This window comes from Enterococcus sp. JNUCC 77 (assembly GCF_054819945.1).
The window spans coordinates 2035889-2058506 of sequence record NZ_JBTHIG010000001.1; the positions used below are offsets into that span (position 1 = coordinate 2035889).

A 22618-nucleotide genomic window follows, 5' to 3' on the forward strand; every position below is an offset into this window, starting at 1 on the left:
TTCGGTTTGTGCATATTCCTATTCATTATACATGATTTTTTCTGAAAAGACATTTCTCTGACGTCATCTTAAAACTATTCTATTGATTATGGTAAAATATAAAAATAAGGAGTGACAGTTATGGCCGATTTACATCAGCAATTAGATGCATTTATTTTTCCCATTTTTGAATTGATTTCTTCGCTATTAAATATCGTTTCCATCCTGATCTTAATTATCGGTGCTGTCGTAGCATCAAAAGATTTTTTCACCCATTTATTAACTCAAAAATTCGATCGTTTAGATGTCATCCAACAAAATCGTCTAATCAAAGCATTTTTAGGTAGCTACGTCTTATTAAGTTTAGAATTATTGATTGTGGCAGATATTATTGACTCAATTATTAATCCGACTTTCCAAGATATTTTCCGCTTAGGACTAATCGTAATCATTCGAACGGTGATTTCCTATTTCTTAAGCCGAGAAATTCAAGAAGGACAAACCGATCTAAAAAAATAATTGATTTCATTTTCATACAAAAAATACTCCTGACTAAGATTAATTTTGTCTTAGTTAGGAGTATTTTTATTTCCCGCTTGAATTATCAAACCAAATACAATACTTCATTCTTCTAGTTTAAATGATTATAGTGATTCCTAACCGTTTCCTCCTAATAGTGTTCTCGATAGACCTATTTTATCTGGATTTCAGTTATGAGTCATTTTTGTGTTGCACTTAAAATGTAAATTTAAGTGGTAAATTAAGACTTAACATCTGAAAGTTTGAAAAAGGCCAAAATACTAGAATGCATTTGCCTTCTATTAAATTTTCAGAGACACAACCAAATGCTCTGGAATCTTTAGAAATAATTCTGTTGTCGCCTAAAAGAAGATATTCATTATCAGGAACAACTGTTTCGAATGTGCTTGTAAAATTAGGTTGATTTTCAATAAGCTGTGAAAAAGAGTTTTGCTCCACTGTATCTAATTCATTATTCTCAAAAAGTTTCTTATACTTATCTAGGTAGTCCTCCTCAATAACTTTATTATTAACACGGAGAGTGTCATTTTTCATAGAAACTTTATCACCAGGTAATCCGATTACTCTTTTTACTATTGTAGTTGATACATCTCCTGGTTCTTTTGCAATTACAATATCAAATCTTTTTATGGTAGATTTTTTAGACACCAACACTCGTTCGCCATTTGCGAGAGTAGGATCCATAGAATCCCCAACAATTTTTGCACTCCCTACAAAAAAATTAAAAAGAATGACGAATATAACTACAAAAAGTATGCTTGGAATCCATTCTTTTAAAAATTTTTTAACCTTCATGAATACTTTCTCCTTATTTTATATTGTATTTACCTACAAATATAACATATCAACCAACTTCATAAGGTGGATTGTAAAGTAATAATTAAAAAAAAGACTAGTGATGACAGTTATGTGGTAATGGGCAGTGACATACACATCATTTGGAAACTGGTTTGATGACTACGGCAAAGAAAATTTGTCATAATGTATATTAAAAAATGTAGCTAAGATAATATGTAAATTATCCCAAAGCCACATAAGATTGAGCCATCAAAAAGAAAGAGATACAATTTGTGATATGATCTTCTAAGCCATTTTTTTCAGTGATTATTTAATCTGGTCATAAAAAAACTCTTTAGCGATTGGTATATCATGTATAGAGGGAAGAATTTTTATTTATTTCCATTTTTAGACATACCCTTAATGATATATTGAATACCTGTGTAAATAATCACAAGGATAACTAGATAGGAAATAACAGAAATATCTAGATTTATCAAAAATTGTGAAGCAATAATAACGCCAGGAATACCTCCGATAGTAATAGCTAAGCTGATTTTACGATCGTAAGCTTTTTCGCGAATAAAATTAAAACTGGCTACAGGTTGTAAGCCTGCGCAAGAACACATCATAATGGGAAATGCCGCTAAAGGAGTCATGCCTAACATATAAACCATTGCCATACACGGTGCGTATAGTCCAACACCAAAAGTCATTAACGCCCCAAAAATAAAATTTCCAATGATGCCAATAACTAGTTTAGTTCCCGTTAGTGAGGTGGCGGTATTGCCTTCGCCTAGCAAGGCAATCATATTTGTTTGTCGCAAAAACATTAAGATTGCTGTTACCACTAGAGCCCAGCCAATCCATTTACGGATACTTTTTTCAGATAGTTTTGGTACTAGTTTAGAGCCCAAAAATGATCCGATAATTGCTGCTAAAACTAAAGAAACTAAGGTAATTACGTCGACTTTGATAACAGTCACAAAGATAATTGCTTCAGTAATTACAGGAATTGCGTGTCCGACATTTAAGATACCGGGTAACAATCGATCGTCTTTCAACTGTTTGGTAGCATTTAACATCAAGGTAGTTAAAGCAAAGCTGCCAATTCCTAATGTATCAGCAAAATCAGCAATAAAACCAATTACCCCGTTAATTAGCCAGCTACTATCACCCAAATCTTTTCGGTGTTTAAAGACATCCTGCAATAAAATTACCGCTTGAAAAAGCATCCAAATAATTAGAATGTAGAAAATAATTTGTGCCAAATACTCATCCTCTTTTCATTTTTTCTAATTATAACAAGAAAAAGCTAGAACAATCTACAAAAAAATGCTTTTTGTGAATAAATACGCAATAAAACTAATCCATTCATACGACAAAGAAGCAAAACTGACTGAATTTTATAGCGTTTCAATAAAAATCAAGAACTAATAAAAATAACTAATTGTCAAAGATTCTTATGAAATGCATTCTAAACAATATTCCAAAAATCTGGAGACGGTTAATTTTTTTAATTTCTTGATCATACTAAGGTATCCTGTACCTTTTAGATTTAAAGGCAATTTTTTTAATTTATTTAGCTCAACAGCTATAATCTAAAATAAATATAAAAAGTGAGTAGACATTAATCTATTTAAAACAAATAAAATATAAAAATCAGCATATCAACCATTCTACAAAGAAGCAGCAATCATGCATCTTTCAGTAAAATCAATTGTAAAAATTCAATTGACCTAGTCGAAAGAAATGCGTGATTGCTGCTTTTTTAAAGTATTAATGCCATTACTACTTGTCTTTTATTTATTATCAATTAACACTTGCTTTGATTCATATAGATAAGAATATTTATCCAGCATTTGATCGAATGAAGTAACATGTTGTTGAATTGGCTTAACTTTTCTATAGTTGATCTCATAGTCAAAAGTAGGATACGCTGCTTTTAGTGCCCCAAAGGATACAGACTCTTCCATATTTACAACTTCAATATCTTTATTAAGTGCGTCTGCTTTTAATTGTACCCATAATGGATTTTTAACAACGGGTCCAATTGCAATAATTTTGTTCACATGTTCCATTGGGAAACAATTTGCTACGTATTTCATTTCTAAACATAGACCTAAAAAAATACCTAGCAGAACATCTTCTCGACGAGTGCTTAAACTAATTCCATACATCAGTCCTCTAGATTTACCATTTTTAAATGGTGCACCGGAACCGTTCAAATGAGGAATCAGAATAACTGGATCGTCTAATTCAATCTCATTATCCAAATATTGTTGATAGATCCCATAACAGTCCTTTTCAAACTCATTTTGGCTAATATTGAAAAAATTCTGATACCACTCAAAAGCATTACCCCCAGTCGGCATCGATGAAAATAGTGTGTAATACTGAGAGTTGGTAAATATCCCATTAGACAGAGATTCCTCAAAATTTTTTTTATTTAGAAAAGGATAATTATTAATCAACAAAAGCCCTTCAGTTGTTCCAGTAGAATTAAGTAGATCACCTGACTTTAAATCAATGCCTAAAGCGCCTACCATATGGTCATGTCCAGCAATTCTGACAGAAATTTTTTCATTTCCTAATTCTTGTACACTATCAGAAGAAGTATAGCCGACAATGTCACCTGAGTTAATCACTTCAGGAAATTCAATCATATTTTCTAAATCAAAAATTTCCAAAACTTCCTCAGACCAAGTACGCTTATTTAAATCAAATCCCATAGTTCTACTTGCCATAGAGAATTCGGTTTTAATCTGGTTCGTTAAAAAATAAGCTAACAAATCTGGAACATTCAACCAAGTATATTTTTTTTGCTTCGATAGCTTTAAATGATCCACTAACCATTTTATTTTTGGAACACTGTAATTTGAATGCGCAGGAAGACCTGTAATTTCATAAATTCGTAATTTTTGATCATCCGTTAATCGATTAATGTACTCGAAAGCTCGTCGGTCATACCATGCAATCATTGGAGTAACAATCTCACCATTAGAATCTATCAGAACACCAGCTTCTCCTACGCTAGAAATATTTATGGAATCGATTTTTCCAATATATTTAGAAACAAAATCTTGTAAGATATTTACTAACTGTGACCAAATATCTTTTATATCAAATAAATCACCAAATGAATCAACTTGTTTTTCTGTTTGAAAACTTTTACGTGATACAAGCTTTCCAGTGGATATTTCAAAAAGAGAGACTTTAGAATTGGTCGTTCCGATGTCAATCGTCACGGAAAGATTCTTAGCCATTTAATGACTCCCTCTCTGTTGTAGCAGTATCATCAATTAAATGGGTTTGTTTATAAGTTGCTTTGTACAACCAAAATACTGCAATACCAATAATTGGAATTAAAATTAACGCAATCATATTCCCGTTGAAGATTTCAAGTAACCAATACCTTAACGGATTACCGCCATCTAGGAAGCTTGAAACTAAGCCACTAGATCCTTCTGGAAAACTAAAGTTAACATCTTTTGCCATTCCCGTAATAAATGGTGCAATCGCTGAAGCAATGTATAAATCACCAATCATAATTGGAATTGCAATCAATACAGCTCTAAATACATTTCCTTTAGTAGATAGGACAACCATCGAGGCCATTACAGCTAAGTTAGCCAAATCACCTAAAGGTAAAACTGTATTTCCCGGTAAAACAAAAGCTAAGATAACCGCAATTGGTGTTAATAATAAAGCCGTTGAAATAATCGCTGGATTTCCAACAGCAACTGCGATATCTAATCCAATATATAAATCATCACGATCTGGATAACGATTATTCAAGAATTTTTTGATTGCCTCAGAAATTGGTAACAGACCTTCCATTAAGATTCGAACCATCCGAGGTAAAATAAACATTACCGCACCAATACTGATACCCATCGTTAAGATACCTTTTAAATCGTATCTTGCAGCAATCCCTAAAAGAATACCTAAAATTGTTCCAACCATCATTGGTTCTCCAAAAATACCAAAACGTTTTTGAATGCTTACAGGATTAATATCGATTTTTCTAATCCCAGGAATCATATCAATAATTTTATTTCCGATTAAACCGATTGGGAAAAAGGTAATCGCTGAAACAGTAGGAAAAGACATACCTTCTAAACCGAAATATTTCTCTCCCATAGGTGCTGCCCAGTCTGCCACCTTCAAAACAATAATAGCAATAACAGCAGATGCTAATATTCCCAACCAAAAACTTCCTGTGCTATAATATACTAGTGTACCTGCTAGCGCAAAATGCCAATAATTCCACATGTCTACATCAACTGTTTTTGTTTGGTTAAGAGCTAACATAGCAATATTGATTACCATGGTCAACGGGATTACAAATGGTGCAATTGGAGAACCCCAAGTAATTGCTGATAAAGGCGGCCAACCTAAGTCAACTACTGGAAGGTTAATTCCTGTCTGTTCTACCATTGCTTGCGCAGCAGGTCCAACATTATTAGTTAAAATATCAAAAATTGCATAAATTCCGACAAATCCAATACCTACAGTCAGAGAAGCTCTTAGTGCTTTTGCAGGTTTGATTTTAAATACCAACGCAAGTATAAATAATACTAAAGGTAACATTACAGTAGGTCCAAATCCTAAAATATATTGAACAACATCGTATAAAGTTTGCGAAATATTAGACATATTATTCTCCTTTTAATTGATCATAAATTGCATTTAAGACTTTTTCCTCATTGATTCCTGTGATTAAAGCTAAACCGTTAATAACTGGTGTGTCTAATTCATAAGGAATCTTAGTTGTTGATACAATTAAATCCGCATCCTCTGAGTTTGCTTGAACAGATGCTACATTTGTTTGTGAATAGTTTATATCAGTCATTTCTTTTTCTTTTAAAAATTCCAACACTTTTTCCGTTACCGCTGTTGAAGTTGCAATTCCAGTCGCACATACAAATAATAAATTTTTAGCCATTATATTTTCCTCCTAAAGTCCGATTTCTTCTTTTGCAATTCGATAAATCTCTTTCTGATTACCCTTTTTAATGTTTTCTAATAGTTCAGCATCAGGCAGAATACTCATTAATTTTTGTAGGATATTTAATTGCTTATTCGATTGTCCTAAAGCCAACAAAAAGACAATTGAAACATCAATTTTTTCATCATCCATACCACCCATAATGTCCATTTTTATTGGATTTTTTAATGTGGCAATTGTTACGCGGTTATTATTAACATACTTTGCATCGGTATGAGGGATAGCCACTCCTATCGGTTCTGTTGGTAATCCTGTTGGGAAACTCTCTTCTCGTTTAATTACTTGCATAGGAAATTCAGATACAACATCTTGATCTTCAATCAGAGGTTGCGCAATTAGATTGATCAACTCTGGAAAATCAACTACATCCACACCAACAAAAATATTTTTCATATTTGTTAATGAATCACTCATTATTAAACCTCCATTGTGACAGCATTCATACTAAGAATTTTTGAATAAACTGTTTCAAACACCTTATCTTCAGCATTTTGCAAAACTTTAATTAGGTTTGCTTCATTATTATTTTCTTCATATGCTTGTCCGACACTTCTGATAAAACTTTGTCTCAAGTCACTAGCAATATTAATTTTCGCTACATTAAACTCTACCATTTTTTGAATATGTTCATCTGGAATTCCTGAACCTCCATGGATTACTAGGGGAACTGGCGATACTTCATTAATTTCTTTCAAAAGTTCAAAATCTATTTTAGGCTCATCCTCTAATCCATGAACATTTCCTACAGAAATAGCTAAAATATCACAACCGGTTCGCTCTACAAATTCTCTGACTTGTTCTGGGTTTGTCTTAGAATCTGCTTCACTAACATGATCATCTTCTTTACCTAAAATAGCGCCTAATTCTGCTTCGACAGGAATCCCATAACCTTTAGCAAAATCAACAGCCTTCTTTGTAAAAGCAATGTTTTCCTCAAAATCAAAAGCAGCGCCATCAATCATTACGGATGTAAAACCAGCACGTGTCGCTTTTTTTACATCCTCAAAACTTTTCCCATGATCTAAATGTAAGGCAACTGGTGTATCCATGTTTTTAGCGTAACGAGAAACCATATCTACAATATAATCATAGCCAGCCAAAGTAATGTTTGTTGGTGCTACTTGAATAAAGGTCGGAATACCGCTCTCTTCAATAGCTTTCAATATCCCAACTGTTGTTTCTAAGTTAGTGGTATTGAAAGCTCCTGCAACTACTTTTCTTTCCTTAATAATGTCTAATAATGTAAATCCATTTACTAATGGCATTTCTAAATTTCCTCCCTTTGAAGTACTGTTCCAAGGTAGTATTTATTAGCTTTTAGCCATACATTACCAAATTCTATAGGTATCCCTCCTTCTAAATACACTAGCTGTTCTAAATGGAGAACTGGCGCATCGGAAGATACTTCTAATTCTTTTCCTCTTTTCTCTCCAACAACTCTTGCGGCATATCTACTTTCAGAATAAGCGATCTTTTTACCACTGATTTTCTCCATTACAGTAAACAAACTTTCTTTGTTAAAATCATGGGTTTGAATATTTGGAAAGAATTTACTGTTAATTCTATTTTCAATCAGCATTACTTTCTCGCCTTCAACCGATCGAATTCGTTTCATGTACAGGTACTCATCGCCAACATTTAAATTTAGCCTTGAAGCAATCTCTTTTGTAGCACTTCGAAATTCAGAGGTGATAACCTGTGTCTCAAAATTCAATTCTTGGCCTTCTAACGATTCCGCAAATGAAAGTAATCCTTTACCCAAAGAATATGAAATATTATCCTCTGCAACATACGTTCCTTTACCTTGGATTTGATAAAGTAGACCTTCTTTAACCAGCAAACTTACTGCTTTCTTTACAGTTCCTCTGCTTATTTCTAGTTGTTTCATTATTTGATTCTCTGACGGTATTTGTTCCCCCTTTCCCCATTCCTCAGAGTAAATATTATTTCGTAGGTAATCTGCTACTTGAAGATAAACTGGTTTTGAAACATCTCTATTAATAATCATCTTAAACACCTCCTTCAATCGTCTTGTATCACTAGCTTGTGTACAAGCATATAACTGTGTGTACAACATAGAACTAGAGTGTACAAGCAAGTACAAGTGAATTGTAACCGTTAACAGAGGAAAAGTAAAGTTTTTTTTATATTTCTATTTAAAAACATTAAACTAGTAGAAGATATAAGCAGACCCTCTACTTCAAAGGATTCACTTTTTTTGTTATCACTTTTAAATTATTTCGCATAAATTCCAATGGATAAAATGTATAAAAATAGCTCTTGTCTTATTAAAACAAGAGCTATTTTAAGATTATTTTTTTTATATTAATTTGTTTAATTAAATAATTACCAAAAAGCAACTCTGAATTTATTTAATTACTAAGTTGTATTTTTTGGAAAACTAAGGAGTTTTTTTTAAAAAGTAGCTTTGGATTCATTTACTATAATTCCTTCTGATGGTCGATCAGAAATTTCGAATAATCGCACAAAACGAGCATTACATTAGCTGAGTGGGCAGTCTATTGGCTGTGGAATTCAGCAATCAAAAACTCGGTGTCCCACCAGACAGAACATGCTGCAGTTTCGTTCGTTTAACGTAAGTCATATACTTATTAACTTTTCTCAGAATTCCATGTATAGTAATAGTATTAAACGATTCAAAGGAGTTTCTTTATGAAAAAACGCGAATTCATTGTGCAAGATTTGCTTAGTAAAATATATCAAGAAGAATTTAGAAACGGTAAACTGCCGAATCAGCGGGAGTTGGCACGGATTTATGGGGTATCGCGCTTCACAATTCAACAGTCGATCAAGAATCTGGAGGAAATTGGGATTGTTCGGGTAGTTCAAGGTTCGGGAATTTTCGTTCATGAGAAGTGGGTGAAGAATCCGCTGATTTTCAATTCTTTGACTCGAACACCTTATGATCGCATTGATTCTAAAATGATTGATTTGAAGAGAGCATCAGCAACTCTGGAGGAACAGAAAATTTTCCAGATTGGTGAACAGGAGGAAGTTTGGTCCTTTGAACGAATTCGGATTGTGAACTATAAGATTGAGCAGCTGGAAATTTCTAAATTGCCGGTTTCAATGTTTCCGGATTTATCTCGGGAGGTCGTGGAGCATTCGATTCAAAACTATGTCGAAAAGCAGGGTTACCGCATTTCTCACTACATCACCAGCTATGATCCGATTACTACCAATAAGGAACAATCCAACTTGCTATTATGCAAACGGGGCACGCCAGCAATGCAAATTACCAATCGAGCCATCTTGGAGAATGGTCAGGTCTACGAATACAGTAGTATTATTGCAATTGATTATTCGGTGACTTATATAAGACCCTTTGATCGGGAGATTCATCGTTCAAGAATAGACTAAAACCTCACGAACTTCAAGGATTTACTTGAGGTCCCGTGAGGTTTTTTATTATGGCGTTACAATGGTTCCGTCTGGTGTCCGGCTTTGGGTCCATTCATGTGGACGATAAACTACTGGATATTGTCCGGCTAATTCTTCATTAAAAGTCACACCGATTCCGCTTTGCTCAATTGGATAGAAAAAGCCTTTTTCAGGTGCTGGAATATTACCAAACAGGCTGCGTGTATTTTCAGGAATATCAATGTTTTCTTGAATTGCTGCATTGTGCAGATGAATGTTCAAATGAGTATTCACTGCCAGTCCCACTGGACTAATATCGGAGGGGGTATGCCAAGCAATTCGCACACCCATCGCTTCACAGAAGTGAGCCAGCTTCAAGGCTGGTGTAATCCCGCCGATTTGAGAAACATGAGCCCGCATAAAATCGATTTGACGGTTACGCACAAGTTCCTTCCATTCCATCGGGTTGTTAAACAGCTCGCCTGTCGCAATCGGTGTTGCTGATTGGTTGCGTAATTGCGCCAGCCATTCGTTTTGGTTTGGTGGCAAAATATCCTCTAAAAAGAATAAATTGTATGGTTCAGTAGCTTTTGCAAATTGAATCGCTTGATTCGGATGCAAGCGTTCATGCACGTCATGCAACATTTGAAATTGGTTGTTATATTTTTCCTTGATCGCTTTAAACATTTTTAAGGTTGTTTGCATATAATCCATTTGGTCGAAATAAGAACCTTTCATCGGATGTTCGGGTGTTTGCAGATTCTCAGGGTTGCCCCCGTAGAAACCTAACTGACAACGGATATAACGATAACCTTCTGCTAAGAATTTATCAATCTCTCCATAAAGGTCGTCTAAATTATCAGCAACTGCATGAGTATAAGCTGGAATTGCTGTACGAGCTTTTCCACCTAATAGCTGATACAAGGGCATATCTGCCAATTTACCTTTGATATCCCACAGAGCCATGTCTACACCAGAGATCGCATTGTTGGTGATGGGCCCGTTACGCCAGTAAGAATTTACGTTCATTACTTGCCAGATATCTTCGATTTGGTTAGCATCACGTCCGATTAACAGTGGTTTCAAGTACTCTTCAACCACTGTTTGAACAGCTAATGGGCGAAACTGGAACGTGCCGCAACCCAGACCGGATACCCCTTTATTGGTTTCAACTTTAACAACTAATAGGTTGTGGCGATCAGGCTTAATCGCAAAACTTTTTATGTCAGTAATAATCGTTGGTGTCATTCTATTCACTCCAATTTTGTAATACAAATCATTCCCACACTCATTGAAACACGGATACACTGACAGTGTCAATTTGGTCTGAAAAACACTATTTTTTTGATATAAAACCAGTCCAATTTATATTCAATTTATTAAAAAACGCTTATTTAAAGCTGTTTATTATTGCAAATAAGTGAAAAGGACTGGTTTTACAAGCTTAAGATATCATGCTAATATGTGGATGTGAAAGCGGAATCACGTGATGCAGGCGAAACTGACTGGTCCAAGCCTGAATTACTTGTTCCGTATGAACTAAGGAGGGATACCAAAAAATGAAACATGAAGATATTGCAAAACAAATTATCAAAGATGTCGGCGGAGCAGACAACATTAACAATGCATGGCATTGCATGACCCGCTTACGCTTTAATCTAAAGGATGAAAAGAAAGTCGATTACGCGTCTTTAGATAAGATTCCCAAAGTAGTAGGTACTAAATATCAAAGCGATCAATTACAGGTCGTTATCGGAACTGATGTAGCTGATTATTTTGCGCCACTTGCTAAAGAATTGGACTTAGATGAAAGCAGCCAACAGGGAAGCACTGAGAAAAAAGGTGCCGTTTCCTTATTTATGGATACTGTATCTGGGGTGTTCGGACCAATCGTACCTGCGATTGCTGGAGCCGGAATGATCAAAGGATTGATGGCTGGTTTAGTGGCTTTAAATGTCATCTCTAACCAAACCGATACTTATTTAGTGATTGATATGATTGCCAGCGGTGTATTTACATTCTTGCCATTTTTCGTTGCCGCTTCTGCTGCCCGTATTTTCAAAACGAACCAATATTTGGCGATTGCTATTGCGGCTACATTACAGTTTCCGACTATGACTAATGCAGTAGCTGAAGGAAATGTTTCAGCGTTCCAATTGTTCGGCCTAGTGCCGGTTCCAGTTTTTAACTATGCAGGAACAGTCATTCCGATTATATTCGCGGTCTTAGCTTTGAGTTACATTTATCGCTGGGTAGATAAAGTCTTACCGCAAGTTTTACGAACGGTATTTACTCCAACAATTTCGTTGTTTGTCGCCGGGTTAGTTACTTTAACAATTATCGGGCCAATCAGTATCCATCTAGGAAACCTATTGGCTACTGGTGTGGCTGGACTATTTACCATTTCACCAGTTTTAGCCGGTGTTGTCGTAGGTGCGATTCGTCCAATTGCGATCTTCACTGGTTTGCACCATGCGATGACACCAATTGCGTTGCAGAACTTTGCTAATCAAGGCTATGACATGTTAATGCCTATGATGTTTATGGCAAACATGGCCATCACTGGTGCTACAGCAGCAATTTACACTAAAGTAAAAACCAAAGAAGAAAAATCAATTGTTTTATCTTCGGCTGTATCAGGTATTTTAGGAATTACCGAGCCAGCATTATTCGGTATTTTGTCTAAATACAAAAAAGCCTTTATCGCTGCTACGATCGGAAGCTCAGTTGCATCAGCCTTTATCAGCTTCTTCGGGGTTCGGATTTATGGCTACATTTTATCAAGTATTTTCAGTTTACCAGCTTACATTGGGCAGTACTTTATCTTTGCCGTATTAGGCATCATCATTGCCTTGGTTCTATCCTTTGTTTTAACCTACATGCTAGTGCCAAAAGAAATGGATGAAGATACTGAATTAACCAATGAAGTTGATTTACATGCGGTTTCAAAAGGAGACTATGTTCCATTAGAAGATGTACCAGATGAAGTTTTCTCAACAAAATTGATGGGTGAAGGGTTTGCCATTAACTCAACGGATGGTGCTGTGTTCTCACCAGTAGCTGGTACTGTAACAACGGTTTTCCCATCTAAGCATGCGATTGGTATTAAAACCAGTAATGGTGTAGAAGTGCTAGTTCACATGGGAATTGACACGGTGGCTTTAAACGGACAAGGCTTTGAAGTGTTTGTTAAAGAAGGCGATCAAGTCTCGATCGAAACCAAACTGGCACAAATGGATTTAGCTTATATTCGCAATCAAGGTAAAGAAACCATGGTTATTGTGGTTATTACTAATATGGATCGTGTCCTGTCATTTTCAGGTATGCGTGATCTAGAAGGGCAACATTCAGCAGGAACATTACTAGAGCGGGCTGTTCTTAACTAATAGACTGGAGACATTTAAATGAAACGAGTAGAAATTTTAGCACGTTTAGAAAAAGCCGGTGTCATCGCCGTTGTTCGCGGCAAAGATCACACTGAAGCAATCAAAGCTAGTCAAGCCATCATTGAAGGCGGAGTAATCGGAATCGAAGTTACCTTCACGATCCCGAACGCTCAGTTGGCTATTCAGGAATTGACCGATGCGTATCGGAGACAAGATGTCGTAATCGGAGCAGGAACTGTTTTGGATGCAGTGACCGCACGCTTGGCTATTATGGCTGGGGCGGAATTTATTGTCAGCCCTAGCTTCAATGCTGAAACGGCTGAACTTTGCAACCTGTACCAGATTCCTTATTTACCAGGTTGCATGACCGTTACTGAAATGCAAACGGCTTTAAAGAGCGGTGTGGATATTATTAAGCTATTCCCAGGAAGTGCTTATGGCCCAAGTATCGTTTCAGCAGTTAAAGCACCCCTACCACACATTAATTTGATGCCAACAGGCGGAGTAAGTCTAGAAAATATGGCTATCTGGTTTGAATCTGGAGTAGTAGCTGTCGGTGTCGGTGGTAATTTGCTGGCCCCAGCGGCTGAAGGTGATTTTTCCAAGGTAACAGTAATTGCTCAGCAGTATGCTGCAAAACTAGATGAAATTAGAGGCATTAATCATGACTAAAGTGCCTTGTCTAACTGGGGACACAGTGGTGCAGTTCATGATTAGTGATAATACTAGATAAAAAATACGGCAGTCACTTGCTATCTATTATAGAAGACAAGTGACTGTTATTTTAATTTTTTATAACTATGTGTTCTTGTCACTTTTAGCGCCATATTGCATTATTTCAACTGTTAAATTGCACTAGCTACAAAATTTATCCGAATAATTAATAGTTCTCTTTAGATATCAACTAGTTCTCCTGCTATTTCATTTAGATGATTAATTTTCAATACTCTAGATATGTTGGAATAATTTTAAATAGTATTAACATCTTTTTTATTTTGAAAATCCCCAAAATATTTGTCCTTTATCATAATTTTATCTCCTTTCATATATTTAATTATCGTTCATTTAAAGCACATCTAAAATAGACACTAGAAATATATTGGAATAACTATTTTTCAGTGTATAAAAAACACTTTAAAAGGTATATTTTGAAGTTACATATGCGAGAGTTTCAACAATCGATTAAAATTTGTCACAAAAAAAAATTTTAAAAAAAATCGGACACCGCAATTGAGCAGCGTCCGATTTTTTTTTAAAGCATTAAACTTTATTTGAAAAGAAGATACATTTATGGCAGAAGCAATTGGTAATCCGCTTTTAGATCGTTTCATCAAAGCTTTAATCATCCAGATACTTGTTATGATAGCAGAACAAGAAAGGACTGAATCTAAAATACGATGCTTCCCTGAGTTAAGAGCGTAGTTTTCTTGTACAAACCTTTTATTGATTCTTCCTTCTTATATCATCTAAAATTTATTCTAATTGCTTTTTGAATCAACAGGATAAATGACTACCAATGTTACTACTAGCGCTATGACCAAAATGATAGTACTCAAAATAACTTCAAAATGATACGTTGCAAGATTTCCAGAAATATGACTGGCTAACGCTGTAATTAGCGCCAACCCTACTGATCCACCCATTTGATGTATCGTATTGACCAAACCTGATGCAGAACCAGCTTCCCCTTCTGTTGTATCTACAACACCTAAAGAAGTGAGTGGACTTAAGGTCAATCCTTGTCCTATCCCAATTACAATCATCGGAATTGCAATTCCAATAAAATAACTTTCTCCAGTATTTAAGATAACTGTCAGAGCGTAACCAACAATAGAGATAGCTAATCCAGTTATCAAAACTTTTGTATTTCCATATTTTTCTGTCAAACGAGCTGTTTGATAAGAAAAAATAAATACCGCTATCGTTAAAGGAAAAAATGCAAAGCCAGTAACTAAAGGCGAAAAACCAAAGTGTGTCTGTAATAGTTGAGGCGTTACAAACCAGTAGGTGAAGCTGGCACCAGTAAATAAAAACCGTGCAAGATAAGCGCCAGAGTGACGCTTGTCATGAAACAAAGACAATGGAATTAACGGTGTAGAAATTTTTCGTTCAACTAAAATAAATATTCCTAAAACCATGATTGCACCAATAATGATTGGCACTTGAAAATTTTCTGCTGAAATACCATAAATCAAAGCTGACATACCTAAAATGGATAAAAGACTACCAATAATATCCATTTTAGCTTTCACTTTTTGGCTAGCACCAATAAATTTAAGTGTTGCAAGGATTAACAAAATTGCAATCGGAATGTTGATGAAAAAACCATCGCGCCAACTAAAGACACTAGCAAAAAAGCCGCCTAAAACTAAACCAATACTAGCACCCACTCCAGCAGTAGCTCCGTATAGAGCAATCGCTTTGACTCTGCTCTTATCTTTATAATTATCTAAAATTAGCGCCAAAGTCGAGGGTGCTAAAATTGCTGAGCCTACTCCTTGAAAGAAACGAGCGACAATAATATGTGTTGCTGAAGTTGCCGTACCTACAAACAAGGAACCAATAGCAAAGATTACCATACCTAATATAAACACCCGGCGACGTCCAAAAATATCTCCAGCACGACCACCAAAAAGTAGGAGTCCGCCAAAAGTTAACGCATAAGCATTACTTACCCAAGTTAGTTGAATCGCATTTAGATTTAAATCTGCGGCAATCCGTACGGAACCGGTAAAAACGATTGAATTATCCAGCAAAATCATAAAGTAACTAATCAAAATAATTGGTAAAATCCAATCAGTTTTTCTTACAGCTATTGTTTCCATTATCTAAAAAAACTTCCTTTCAAAATAAGATCTGACTATTTAAAACTAGTCAAAAAATTAACTGTTTCGGAATCATTGTTAAAAAAAATAAATTTTCTTTTTGATCTAATCATATGCGTTTCTACTTAATTTCACCGTAAGGGCACTATCAATAAAGCGATCGGGATAAAAATTACTCCATCGATTACTTTTGATTTGCCAGATTTGCGAGCTGTTTTCATTGCCTGATAACTATTATGATAATTGTTAATGGTTGGTGAATAAGGATTAAATCAAGATAATCTGTTCGTAAAAGACGCTGTGATTCGTCAATGGAAACTTTCGTTTTTCCATAGCCATCATTGTAAATCCAAAGTTTTGAAGTCGTGAAAAATTCTTCTCTAGGACACCCTTTTTTTCTGACAGCATTTCCGTAAATTTGATCGGTATCAAGTGACCGGTGATCGATTTAAAATACCTCACTAATCATTTTCTCGCCAGTATACCTTACGACTATAATTATAAGAAACAGTTTTTTAGTCTCTGTCACTCAGTAACTTCCCACCAACACCGACATTATCTGCATTATTTTCCTTTAAAAAAACATAAAAGGCTGCTTCAGGTGCGCCCAATACACGGGCTGCGGTCGTAGTGAATTCTTTAGCTAAAATTTGTTTTTGTTCCTTCGTTAATTTTCCTGCTTCAAATGTAATCACTGGCATATTTTTCTCTCCTATTCGAATTGACTTAACATATCTAACATGCGAGGGTCATCATGTGTCGTACCACCCAACGGTGCTTTTTGATCTATCGCTTTGATTAAAGCCATTTCTTCAGCCGATAAAACAAAATCAAAAATCTCAAAGTTTTCTTGCATTCTTTCTAGATGACTTGCTTTGGGGATAGTGACTACATTTCTTTGCATAAACCAGCGTAAAATTACTTGTGCTACCGATTTTTGATGGGTTTTTGCTATTTCCATTAAAACTGGATGGGTCAAGATGTCTTTTCCTCCACGACCTAAAGGACTCCAGGCTTCTAGTTGAACACCGGCTTCCTTCATCAAAGCTTCTGCCTCCCATTGTTGATTCAACGGATGTGTTTCTCGTTGATCCACCATTGGTGCAATGTCATTATGCATGACTAAATCCTTCAAACGGTCAGGATAGAAATTACTGACACCAATTGCTCGAATTTTTCCTGTCTGATATAACTCTTCCATCGCCCGCCATGAACCATAATAATCATTAAAAGGTTGATGAATTAAATATAAATCCAGATAGTCCAGTCCTAGTTTTTCTAAAGAAACGTTAAAAGCTTTTTTGGTATTTTCATATCCAGCATCTTTAAACCAAAGTTTTGTGGTAATAAACAATTCTTCCCGAGGAATGCTACTTTTTTTCAAGGCAGCCCCTACTTCTTCTTCGTTGTAATATCTTGAAGCTGTATCAATTAAGCGGTAGCCAGTTTTTAAAGCGTTAGTGACCGCTTCTTCTGCTTCTCCTGGTTCGTTCATTAGAAAAACGCCAAAACCTAATTTTGGCATTTTTACGCCATTACTTAAAGTTACATATTCCATTACAATTCCTCCTATTCAAAATCTGCTAAAACTACTAAATCTTCTGTACTTAAATACGCTTTGTATGCTGCTGCTCGCTCAGCAATTTCTGCATCGTCCATTCGAGAAGCACCAGTTGAGATAAACGGCGTAATAAAATCAGTCCCAATTAAATTACTAGTAGCTTGGAACGGGCGTAATAACTCAGTTACAGTGTATTTAAAATCATTTCCATGACCATATAATTCAGTTGGCGCACCGGGAGTAACAACTAACAATAATTCTTTCCCGTGTAATTTATCACCTGCGCTACCATGAGCCCAACCATAGTCTAGGACGGCATCTTCCCATTGTTTAACTAAAGCCGGACTTGAATACCAATACATAGGAAATTGTAAAACGATCCGATCTGCCTCTTCCAAGACAGCTTGTTCAGCCGCCACATCGATTTTAAAATCAGGATACAGTTGGTACATATCACGCACTTCGATATCTGTTAGATCTTTGATTGCTTCAGCTAGTTTTGCATTAACGTTTGATGTTGATAAATCAGGGTGAAATACTAATACCGTTGTTTTCATTTAAATTTACTTCCTTTTCTTTCAGCTTTTCTAATTTCTTGTCGTAGATAATCAATTCGTTCAATTTTTTGTTCTTCTAAGTGAATTTGATTTAATTTTTGACCACGCTTTTTCTCTAAGAAACGTAGTTGTTCAACTTGAGAATCTGGTTTTAAAATATTCAATTGCATATAGGTTTTAATTTCATCATTTTCAAAACCAATATCATGGAGAGCCATAATTTTTCCAAGTCGTTCTAAATCTTGATCATCGTATTGCCAAGCTCCCATCACAATTTTGACGGAATCACATAAGCCCCATGTTTCATATTCTTTTAAAACTTCCACTGGGATATGATATTGTTGGCTAACTTCACTCTGTTTCATTTTTTCACCTCACAAAAAAAGACATCTATTCCTCTCAACACGATTCATTATCGTGTCTAGAACAATAAATGTCTAATACTTATATTAAATGCAAACAAATGCTTTTTAAGCATTTTTAACGAATTCAATAAACGCTCGAGTAGCTTCTGAATATACTTGATTGGCTTTCCATGCCAACACGGAATGTAAAGTTAAGTCGGGCTCAAAAGGAATAAACTTAAGATTTGGGTAACGAACATGTAACTCTATGCAGAGGACTAAACCTACCCCACTATTAACTAACACCGCTGCATTATTCAATAAAGTATAAGTCGAAACGATTTTTAATTCTGCATCATTCTGATTAAACCAACTAGCTAATTCATTTTGAATAGGATGACTGTCTGTAACTATTAAATCTCTCCCAAATAAATCTTGCGGGGTGACCCTTGACTTCTGAGCCAATGGATCAGTCTCTTTGACTAGAATCCCCCATCTCTCCTGTTGCTTCATACGGATAAACTGGTATTTTTCTATCTCCACAGGTTGTATCAATAAACCAAAATCCATTAGACCCTGCTCGATTTGTTCTTTAATAAAATCATTCATGCCACTTATTATATGGAAGGTAACTAGTGGATATAGTTTTTTAAAGCCCTGAATTAAATTTCCTATTTGTTCCATACTCAATAACTCGCCACAACCAATCGAGATTTCTCCGACTACATTTTCATCAGCTTGGACTAATTCTGACTTGGTCTTTTCAGTTAGTTGTAAAATTTCTTGCGCCCGACGACGCAAAAGATTCCCTTCTTCAGTTAAAATAATACGGTGCTTACTGCGTTGGTATAGTTTCACACCTAGTTCATCTTCTAACTGTAGCAATTGGCGGGATAAGGTAGGCTGAGTAATGTGTAAAATACTTGCCGCTCGTGTGATATTTTCTTCTCTAGCAACCACTAAAAAATAATTCAAAACTCTTAATTCCATAAGTTTACTCCTGCCGTTAATTTTAACCGTCACAAAAATTTTTAAGTCATTTTAAACAGATTTTATAGCTCATTATAATTAACTATAAAGACGTTGTAAAATCAAATATGGTTTTGGAATATAATTACTCTAGGTTTTTATTCATTACAGATGAAATATTTCAACGTCATTTTTTTAGAAGTGATAAGTCATTTAAACCTATGAAAAATAGGTATTTTACTATTCATAGTTGTCTCTACTTTCAGTTTAGCCCCACTGGCTTTCTTATATTTACCAACATTCTTTCCTTTAGCAATATCAGATTTGAGTATTTTAGAATAGTCTCCAAGATCACCTTTACCTATTACTTTTGTTAAATACCCATTAGAGTCCACAAATTCATCAACGACTGGAATTGGTATCTTGCTCAGTTTATTCCCTAATGCTTTTGCTGCATCATCTCCATACTTCATAGTTTTATCTAATATGCTAGTTACTTTTCCTAATTTGCTAACTGATGTAGCCTTACTTACTGTTTTAAACGTATTAGCACCTTAGCTAATTTTGAAGCAAAAGAAGCCCACCAAACGCTTGGTGGGCTGCAGGTCATGTTTCCCTAACCGTTAAATAACTATCTTTTATTTAATTTTCAATAATTATATACAGATGCAGATACTTTTCCTGAACGGTTAGATATGTTTTTTATTGTTATAGAATAATACTTATTGTTTGTCACACCATATGTTTTTTCCTCTTTAAACCATGTTACTAATTTATTTTGATAAAAATCAACTGGATAATTATCTGGAATATCCTCCTCTAACTCAATAATTTCTCCATTTTTATCAACTAAGGTAATTTTTTTTTATTTATTATATCGTAAAATTCATCATCTGTTTTATTTCGCCAAATAGTTTTATTTGTATTGCTACTCATTTGTAATTTCAAACCATCTGGATTATCAATAACCAAAGTTGAATAGTATTCAAGATGATCAATATTTGGTTTTACCTCTAATTTTATTTCTTGATTAGGTTTCATCTTCGTATAGTTCAAGCTTGATAAAATTTTAGTTTCATTCATAAGCACAAGAACACCCATAAATACTACTACTGCTAAAATTGATCCTGAAAAAAATAGGAGTATTTTTTTTGCAAATGATACATTATTTTTTCACCTGTCTTTATTTATAATCTTTAATTCCATCCTCAATGAATTGTGCATCGCCAGAGTTATCTTCCCAACTTCTTTCTTGCATATTCCTAAGCCATTTTGCTGACTATTTATTTAGTAAAGTTAGACTTTTCCTTTTCTAGCGTACGTTTCGCAGCATTTAATCGTTGTCTTTATTATTGTCTGGCACGATCTTCTTCACTCATAGAAGACGGACACTCCTTTCCTTAATCAAAATGAACCTTTCTCATTGAAAACCACCTCAGTTTTTACCGTAATCAAGATCATTTAGAAAACATCTTCATAGTTCATGATCTTTCTTTTTAAATCATACTAATTTTGAAGACGACTTTTTTAAAATTAAGCATAAGTGGACAAGATTAGTCACATCTGCACTATTTTTCAAAATTTACAGATAAAATGAACTGATTTCATAAAAAAACTTTGCTTTTTGTTATATTCGACTAACTAGGAAGCAGAACTTGAGACAAAAGTCCGAAGAAATCATTACTTAGCTACAAGAAGACATAATAATATCGAGTAAAAGAATGAATTCAAGCTCGATTATGAATAGATAAAATCAGAGTTTAGTGTACTCAATTAAAGGCAAGCGTCGTAATCGTTTCCATTTTTCTGGAAAATAGCACTGATAGACAAGCGACCTAAATAGAAATCTGGTAAAATTGATGTATTAAAAAAATAGGTCGAAGGTACGGATGCTGTTGAGTAGTTTGCGACAAAGAGAGGATGGATATAAATGCTATGGAGTGAAAAATATACCAAAGATGTTGAACCAACCCCACAACAAGTCAAGGACTTTATCAATAACCCTATGTTTGAAGAATTAGATCATTATTTACAAGATACTTATGAAATAAAAGCGAAAAAAGCTTATAGTGGTTGTTCCATGGATCAAGGGATTTGGAAGGGATGGAATATTAAATATCGTAAAAAGGGGCGTACTATTTGTACCCTCTATCCTCAAGAAGGATATGTTTTAGCATTGTTACCATTAAATCATAAGGAATTAGCAGAAGCAGAAATACTTTTACCGACACTTTCCCATGAGACTCAAGAAATCTATAATAATACCAAGGTTGGCCATACTGGAAAATCATTGCCGTTAAACATTCGAAATGAAAGTACTGTCAAAGATATTAAACAAATTATCTCTTTGAGAGTTCGTGGGTAGTAAGTCAAAAAAACTATCTAACTTTACTGCAGGATTTCATTTGGTTAGCAGATCTAAAGTTGATTAATTTATCATTGTATTCGAACTAGAACAAACAAAAAAAAGAACTTCTAAATCGAAGTTCTTTTTTTATGATCAATATGACTTCAGGAATTAGGAGATTCGCTGCCAAACTAACTCCCACTATTCCAAGTAAAAAATAATCTCTTCTCCTTTTAAAAAGTCTAATTTAATCAGGTTGCAAGAATCTCTTGCTTGTTGATACAAAAGAGTTTTGCTAGCATTTAGATGTACTTTTGGTAAGTTAGAAATAACTAAGGAGGAGAGACTTTGTTTAGTGATTTGATAAAAGAAAGGCGAAAAGAACTAGGTTGGACCCAACAAGATTTTGCAGATAAAATCTTTGTCACGCGTCAAACTATTTCTAATTGGAAGAATGAAAAAAACTTTCCTGATATTCCTACACTTATTCAAATTAGCGATCAATTGGATCTTTCCTTAGATTACTTACTCAAGGAAGACGTGAACTATATGAAAAAAGTGGAAAAGGATTATGCCTTAATAAAAAGAGAAAGACGGGCTCAAAAAATTAGGCAGAATAGTTGCTGGTCTGACGATTGCTATCATGCTGACTACAGTGGCTGGTGTTGCACTGCGTAATCAACATATTCTATCTGAAAAGTGGGTTGCTCTGTCTATCCTTACTCTATGTATACCACTGCAAGTGATCAGCTATCTACTTTATAAAACTCATTTTAACTCTGACCCTAATTTGCCCCAACCTTTATGGATCCCTAAAGTTTATGGCGTAGGGTTATCGATAAATCCCAATAGTTTAATCGGAAAATTAGTTTGGTTGGCGATTTTCATTTTTCTCGTAGCCTTATGGAGTTATGCCTTATTTTTCTTATGATGTACACCTA

Annotated in this window: 24 protein-coding genes and 1 pseudogene; 7 read left to right on the forward strand and 18 right to left on the reverse strand. The window is 34.8% G+C overall.

Annotated features, from left to right (window positions below; all coding sequences use genetic code 11):
- The first annotated feature begins 120 nt into the window (after positions 1–120).
- The gene (locus tag ACVWNY_RS09950; protein WP_454071305.1) at positions 121–498 is read left to right on the forward strand and encodes a DUF1622 domain-containing protein; all 378 of its coding nucleotides are present in this window, start codon (positions 121–123) and stop codon (positions 496–498) included.
- Positions 499–714: 216 nt separating this feature from the next.
- On the opposite strand, the gene lepB is transcribed toward ACVWNY_RS09950, so the two are convergent.
- From lepB to ACVWNY_RS09990, 8 genes are all read right to left on the reverse strand, one after another.
- Positions 715–1314, reverse strand: coding sequence for a signal peptidase I (gene lepB / locus ACVWNY_RS09955; protein WP_438719588.1), 600 nt, complete (start codon positions 1312–1314; stop codon positions 715–717).
- A gap of 374 nt (positions 1315–1688) precedes the next feature.
- Positions 1689–2567: a sulfite exporter TauE/SafE family protein gene (locus tag ACVWNY_RS09960; RefSeq protein WP_438719587.1), complete on the reverse strand. Its 879-nt coding sequence runs from the start codon at positions 2565–2567 to the stop codon at positions 1689–1691.
- Positions 2568–3098: 531 nt separating this feature from the next.
- Positions 3099–4562 (reverse strand): FGGY-family carbohydrate kinase, encoded by a 1464-nt coding sequence (locus ACVWNY_RS09965; RefSeq protein WP_454071306.1) that lies wholly within the window; start codon positions 4560–4562, stop codon positions 3099–3101.
- Positions 4555–5955, reverse strand: coding sequence for a PTS galactitol transporter subunit IIC (locus ACVWNY_RS09970; protein ID WP_218326921.1), 1401 nt, complete (start codon positions 5953–5955; stop codon positions 4555–4557). The genes ACVWNY_RS09965 and ACVWNY_RS09970 overlap by 8 nt, the downstream gene beginning before the upstream one ends.
- A 1-nt stretch (position 5956) precedes the next feature.
- On the reverse strand, positions 5957–6244 hold the full coding sequence (locus ACVWNY_RS09975) for a PTS sugar transporter subunit IIB (protein WP_218326922.1): 288 nt from the start codon (positions 6242–6244) through the stop codon (positions 5957–5959).
- Positions 6245–6256: 12 nt separating this feature from the next.
- On the reverse strand, positions 6257–6721 hold the full coding sequence (locus ACVWNY_RS09980) for a PTS sugar transporter subunit IIA (protein ID WP_218326923.1): 465 nt from the start codon (positions 6719–6721) through the stop codon (positions 6257–6259).
- 2 nt (positions 6722–6723) lie between these two features.
- Positions 6724–7572 carry a class II aldolase gene (locus ACVWNY_RS09985; RefSeq protein ID WP_218326924.1) on the reverse strand — a complete coding sequence of 283 codons (849 nt, stop codon included), beginning with the start codon at positions 7570–7572 and terminating at the stop codon, positions 6724–6726.
- A 2-nt stretch (positions 7573–7574) separates the two neighbouring features.
- On the reverse strand, positions 7575–8315 hold the full coding sequence (locus ACVWNY_RS09990) for a GntR family transcriptional regulator (RefSeq protein WP_218326925.1): 741 nt from the start codon (positions 8313–8315) through the stop codon (positions 7575–7577).
- Positions 8316–8980: 665 nt separating this feature from the next.
- Between ACVWNY_RS09990 and ACVWNY_RS09995 the strand changes: the two genes are divergently transcribed.
- Positions 8981–9688 (forward strand): GntR family transcriptional regulator, encoded by a 708-nt coding sequence (locus tag ACVWNY_RS09995; protein WP_218326926.1) that lies wholly within the window; start codon positions 8981–8983, stop codon positions 9686–9688.
- A gap of 48 nt (positions 9689–9736) precedes the next feature.
- On the opposite strand, the gene ACVWNY_RS10000 is transcribed toward ACVWNY_RS09995, so the two are convergent.
- On the reverse strand, positions 9737–10936 hold the full coding sequence (locus ACVWNY_RS10000; protein ID WP_218326927.1) for an enolase C-terminal domain-like protein: 1200 nt from the start codon (positions 10934–10936) through the stop codon (positions 9737–9739).
- A gap of 311 nt (positions 10937–11247) precedes the next feature.
- Here ACVWNY_RS10000 and ACVWNY_RS10005 point away from each other — a divergent pair, with 311 nt between their 5' ends.
- The 3 genes and pseudogenes from ACVWNY_RS10005 to ACVWNY_RS10015 form a co-directional block, all read left to right on the forward strand.
- The gene (locus ACVWNY_RS10005) at positions 11248–13074 is read left to right on the forward strand and encodes a glucose PTS transporter subunit IIA (protein WP_218326928.1); all 1827 of its coding nucleotides are present in this window, start codon (positions 11248–11250) and stop codon (positions 13072–13074) included.
- An 18-nt stretch (positions 13075–13092) separates the two neighbouring features.
- Positions 13093–13746, forward strand: coding sequence for a bifunctional 2-keto-4-hydroxyglutarate aldolase/2-keto-3-deoxy-6-phosphogluconate aldolase (locus ACVWNY_RS10010; protein ID WP_218326929.1), 654 nt, complete (start codon positions 13093–13095; stop codon positions 13744–13746).
- A gap of 618 nt (positions 13747–14364) precedes the next feature.
- Positions 14365–14472 (forward strand): annotated as a pseudogene (locus tag ACVWNY_RS10015) (recombinase family protein); the annotation flags it as partial.
- Between the two features lie 80 nt (positions 14473–14552).
- Here the strand turns inward: ACVWNY_RS10015 and ACVWNY_RS10020 are convergent.
- From ACVWNY_RS10020 to ACVWNY_RS10055, 9 genes are all read right to left on the reverse strand, one after another.
- On the reverse strand, positions 14553–15899 hold the full coding sequence (locus ACVWNY_RS10020) for an MFS transporter (protein ID WP_218326930.1): 1347 nt from the start codon (positions 15897–15899) through the stop codon (positions 14553–14555).
- A 217-nt stretch (positions 15900–16116) separates the two neighbouring features.
- Positions 16117–16347 carry an aldo/keto reductase gene (locus ACVWNY_RS19285; protein ID WP_484840040.1) on the reverse strand — a complete coding sequence of 77 codons (231 nt, stop codon included), beginning with the start codon at positions 16345–16347 and terminating at the stop codon, positions 16117–16119.
- A gap of 67 nt (positions 16348–16414) precedes the next feature.
- Positions 16415–16600: a 4-oxalocrotonate tautomerase DmpI gene (dmpI, locus tag ACVWNY_RS10025; protein WP_218326931.1), complete on the reverse strand. Its 186-nt coding sequence runs from the start codon at positions 16598–16600 to the stop codon at positions 16415–16417.
- Positions 16601–16611: 11 nt separating this feature from the next.
- Positions 16612–17457, reverse strand: a complete 846-nt coding sequence (locus ACVWNY_RS10030; protein WP_218326932.1) for an aldo/keto reductase — start codon at positions 17455–17457, stop codon at positions 16612–16614.
- An 11-nt stretch (positions 17458–17468) separates the two neighbouring features.
- On the reverse strand, positions 17469–18017 hold the full coding sequence (locus ACVWNY_RS10035) for an NAD(P)H-dependent oxidoreductase (protein WP_454071307.1): 549 nt from the start codon (positions 18015–18017) through the stop codon (positions 17469–17471).
- The gene (locus tag ACVWNY_RS10040; RefSeq protein WP_218326934.1) at positions 18014–18382 is read right to left on the reverse strand and encodes a MerR family transcriptional regulator; all 369 of its coding nucleotides are present in this window, start codon (positions 18380–18382) and stop codon (positions 18014–18016) included. The genes ACVWNY_RS10035 and ACVWNY_RS10040 overlap by 4 nt, the downstream gene beginning before the upstream one ends.
- 105 nt (positions 18383–18487) lie before the next feature.
- The gene (locus ACVWNY_RS10045) at positions 18488–19351 is read right to left on the reverse strand and encodes a LysR family transcriptional regulator (protein WP_218326935.1); all 864 of its coding nucleotides are present in this window, start codon (positions 19349–19351) and stop codon (positions 18488–18490) included.
- A gap of 188 nt (positions 19352–19539) precedes the next feature.
- Positions 19540–19803 carry a hypothetical protein gene (locus ACVWNY_RS10050; protein ID WP_218326936.1) on the reverse strand — a complete coding sequence of 88 codons (264 nt, stop codon included), beginning with the start codon at positions 19801–19803 and terminating at the stop codon, positions 19540–19542.
- A gap of 376 nt (positions 19804–20179) precedes the next feature.
- A complete protein-coding gene (locus ACVWNY_RS10055) occupies positions 20180–20431 on the reverse strand; it encodes a hypothetical protein (RefSeq protein ID WP_461211729.1) in 252 nt (83 codons plus the stop codon).
- 829 nt (positions 20432–21260) lie between these two features.
- On the opposite strand from ACVWNY_RS10055, the gene ACVWNY_RS10060 reads away from it, so the two are divergent.
- A complete protein-coding gene (locus ACVWNY_RS10060; RefSeq protein ID WP_218326938.1) occupies positions 21261–21695 on the forward strand; it encodes a DUF3788 domain-containing protein in 435 nt (144 codons plus the stop codon).
- 330 nt (positions 21696–22025) lie between these two features.
- Entirely contained in the window at positions 22026–22355 is a 330-nt protein-coding gene (locus tag ACVWNY_RS10065; protein WP_218326939.1) for a helix-turn-helix domain-containing protein, read from the forward strand.
- Positions 22356–22618 lie beyond the last annotated feature (263 nt).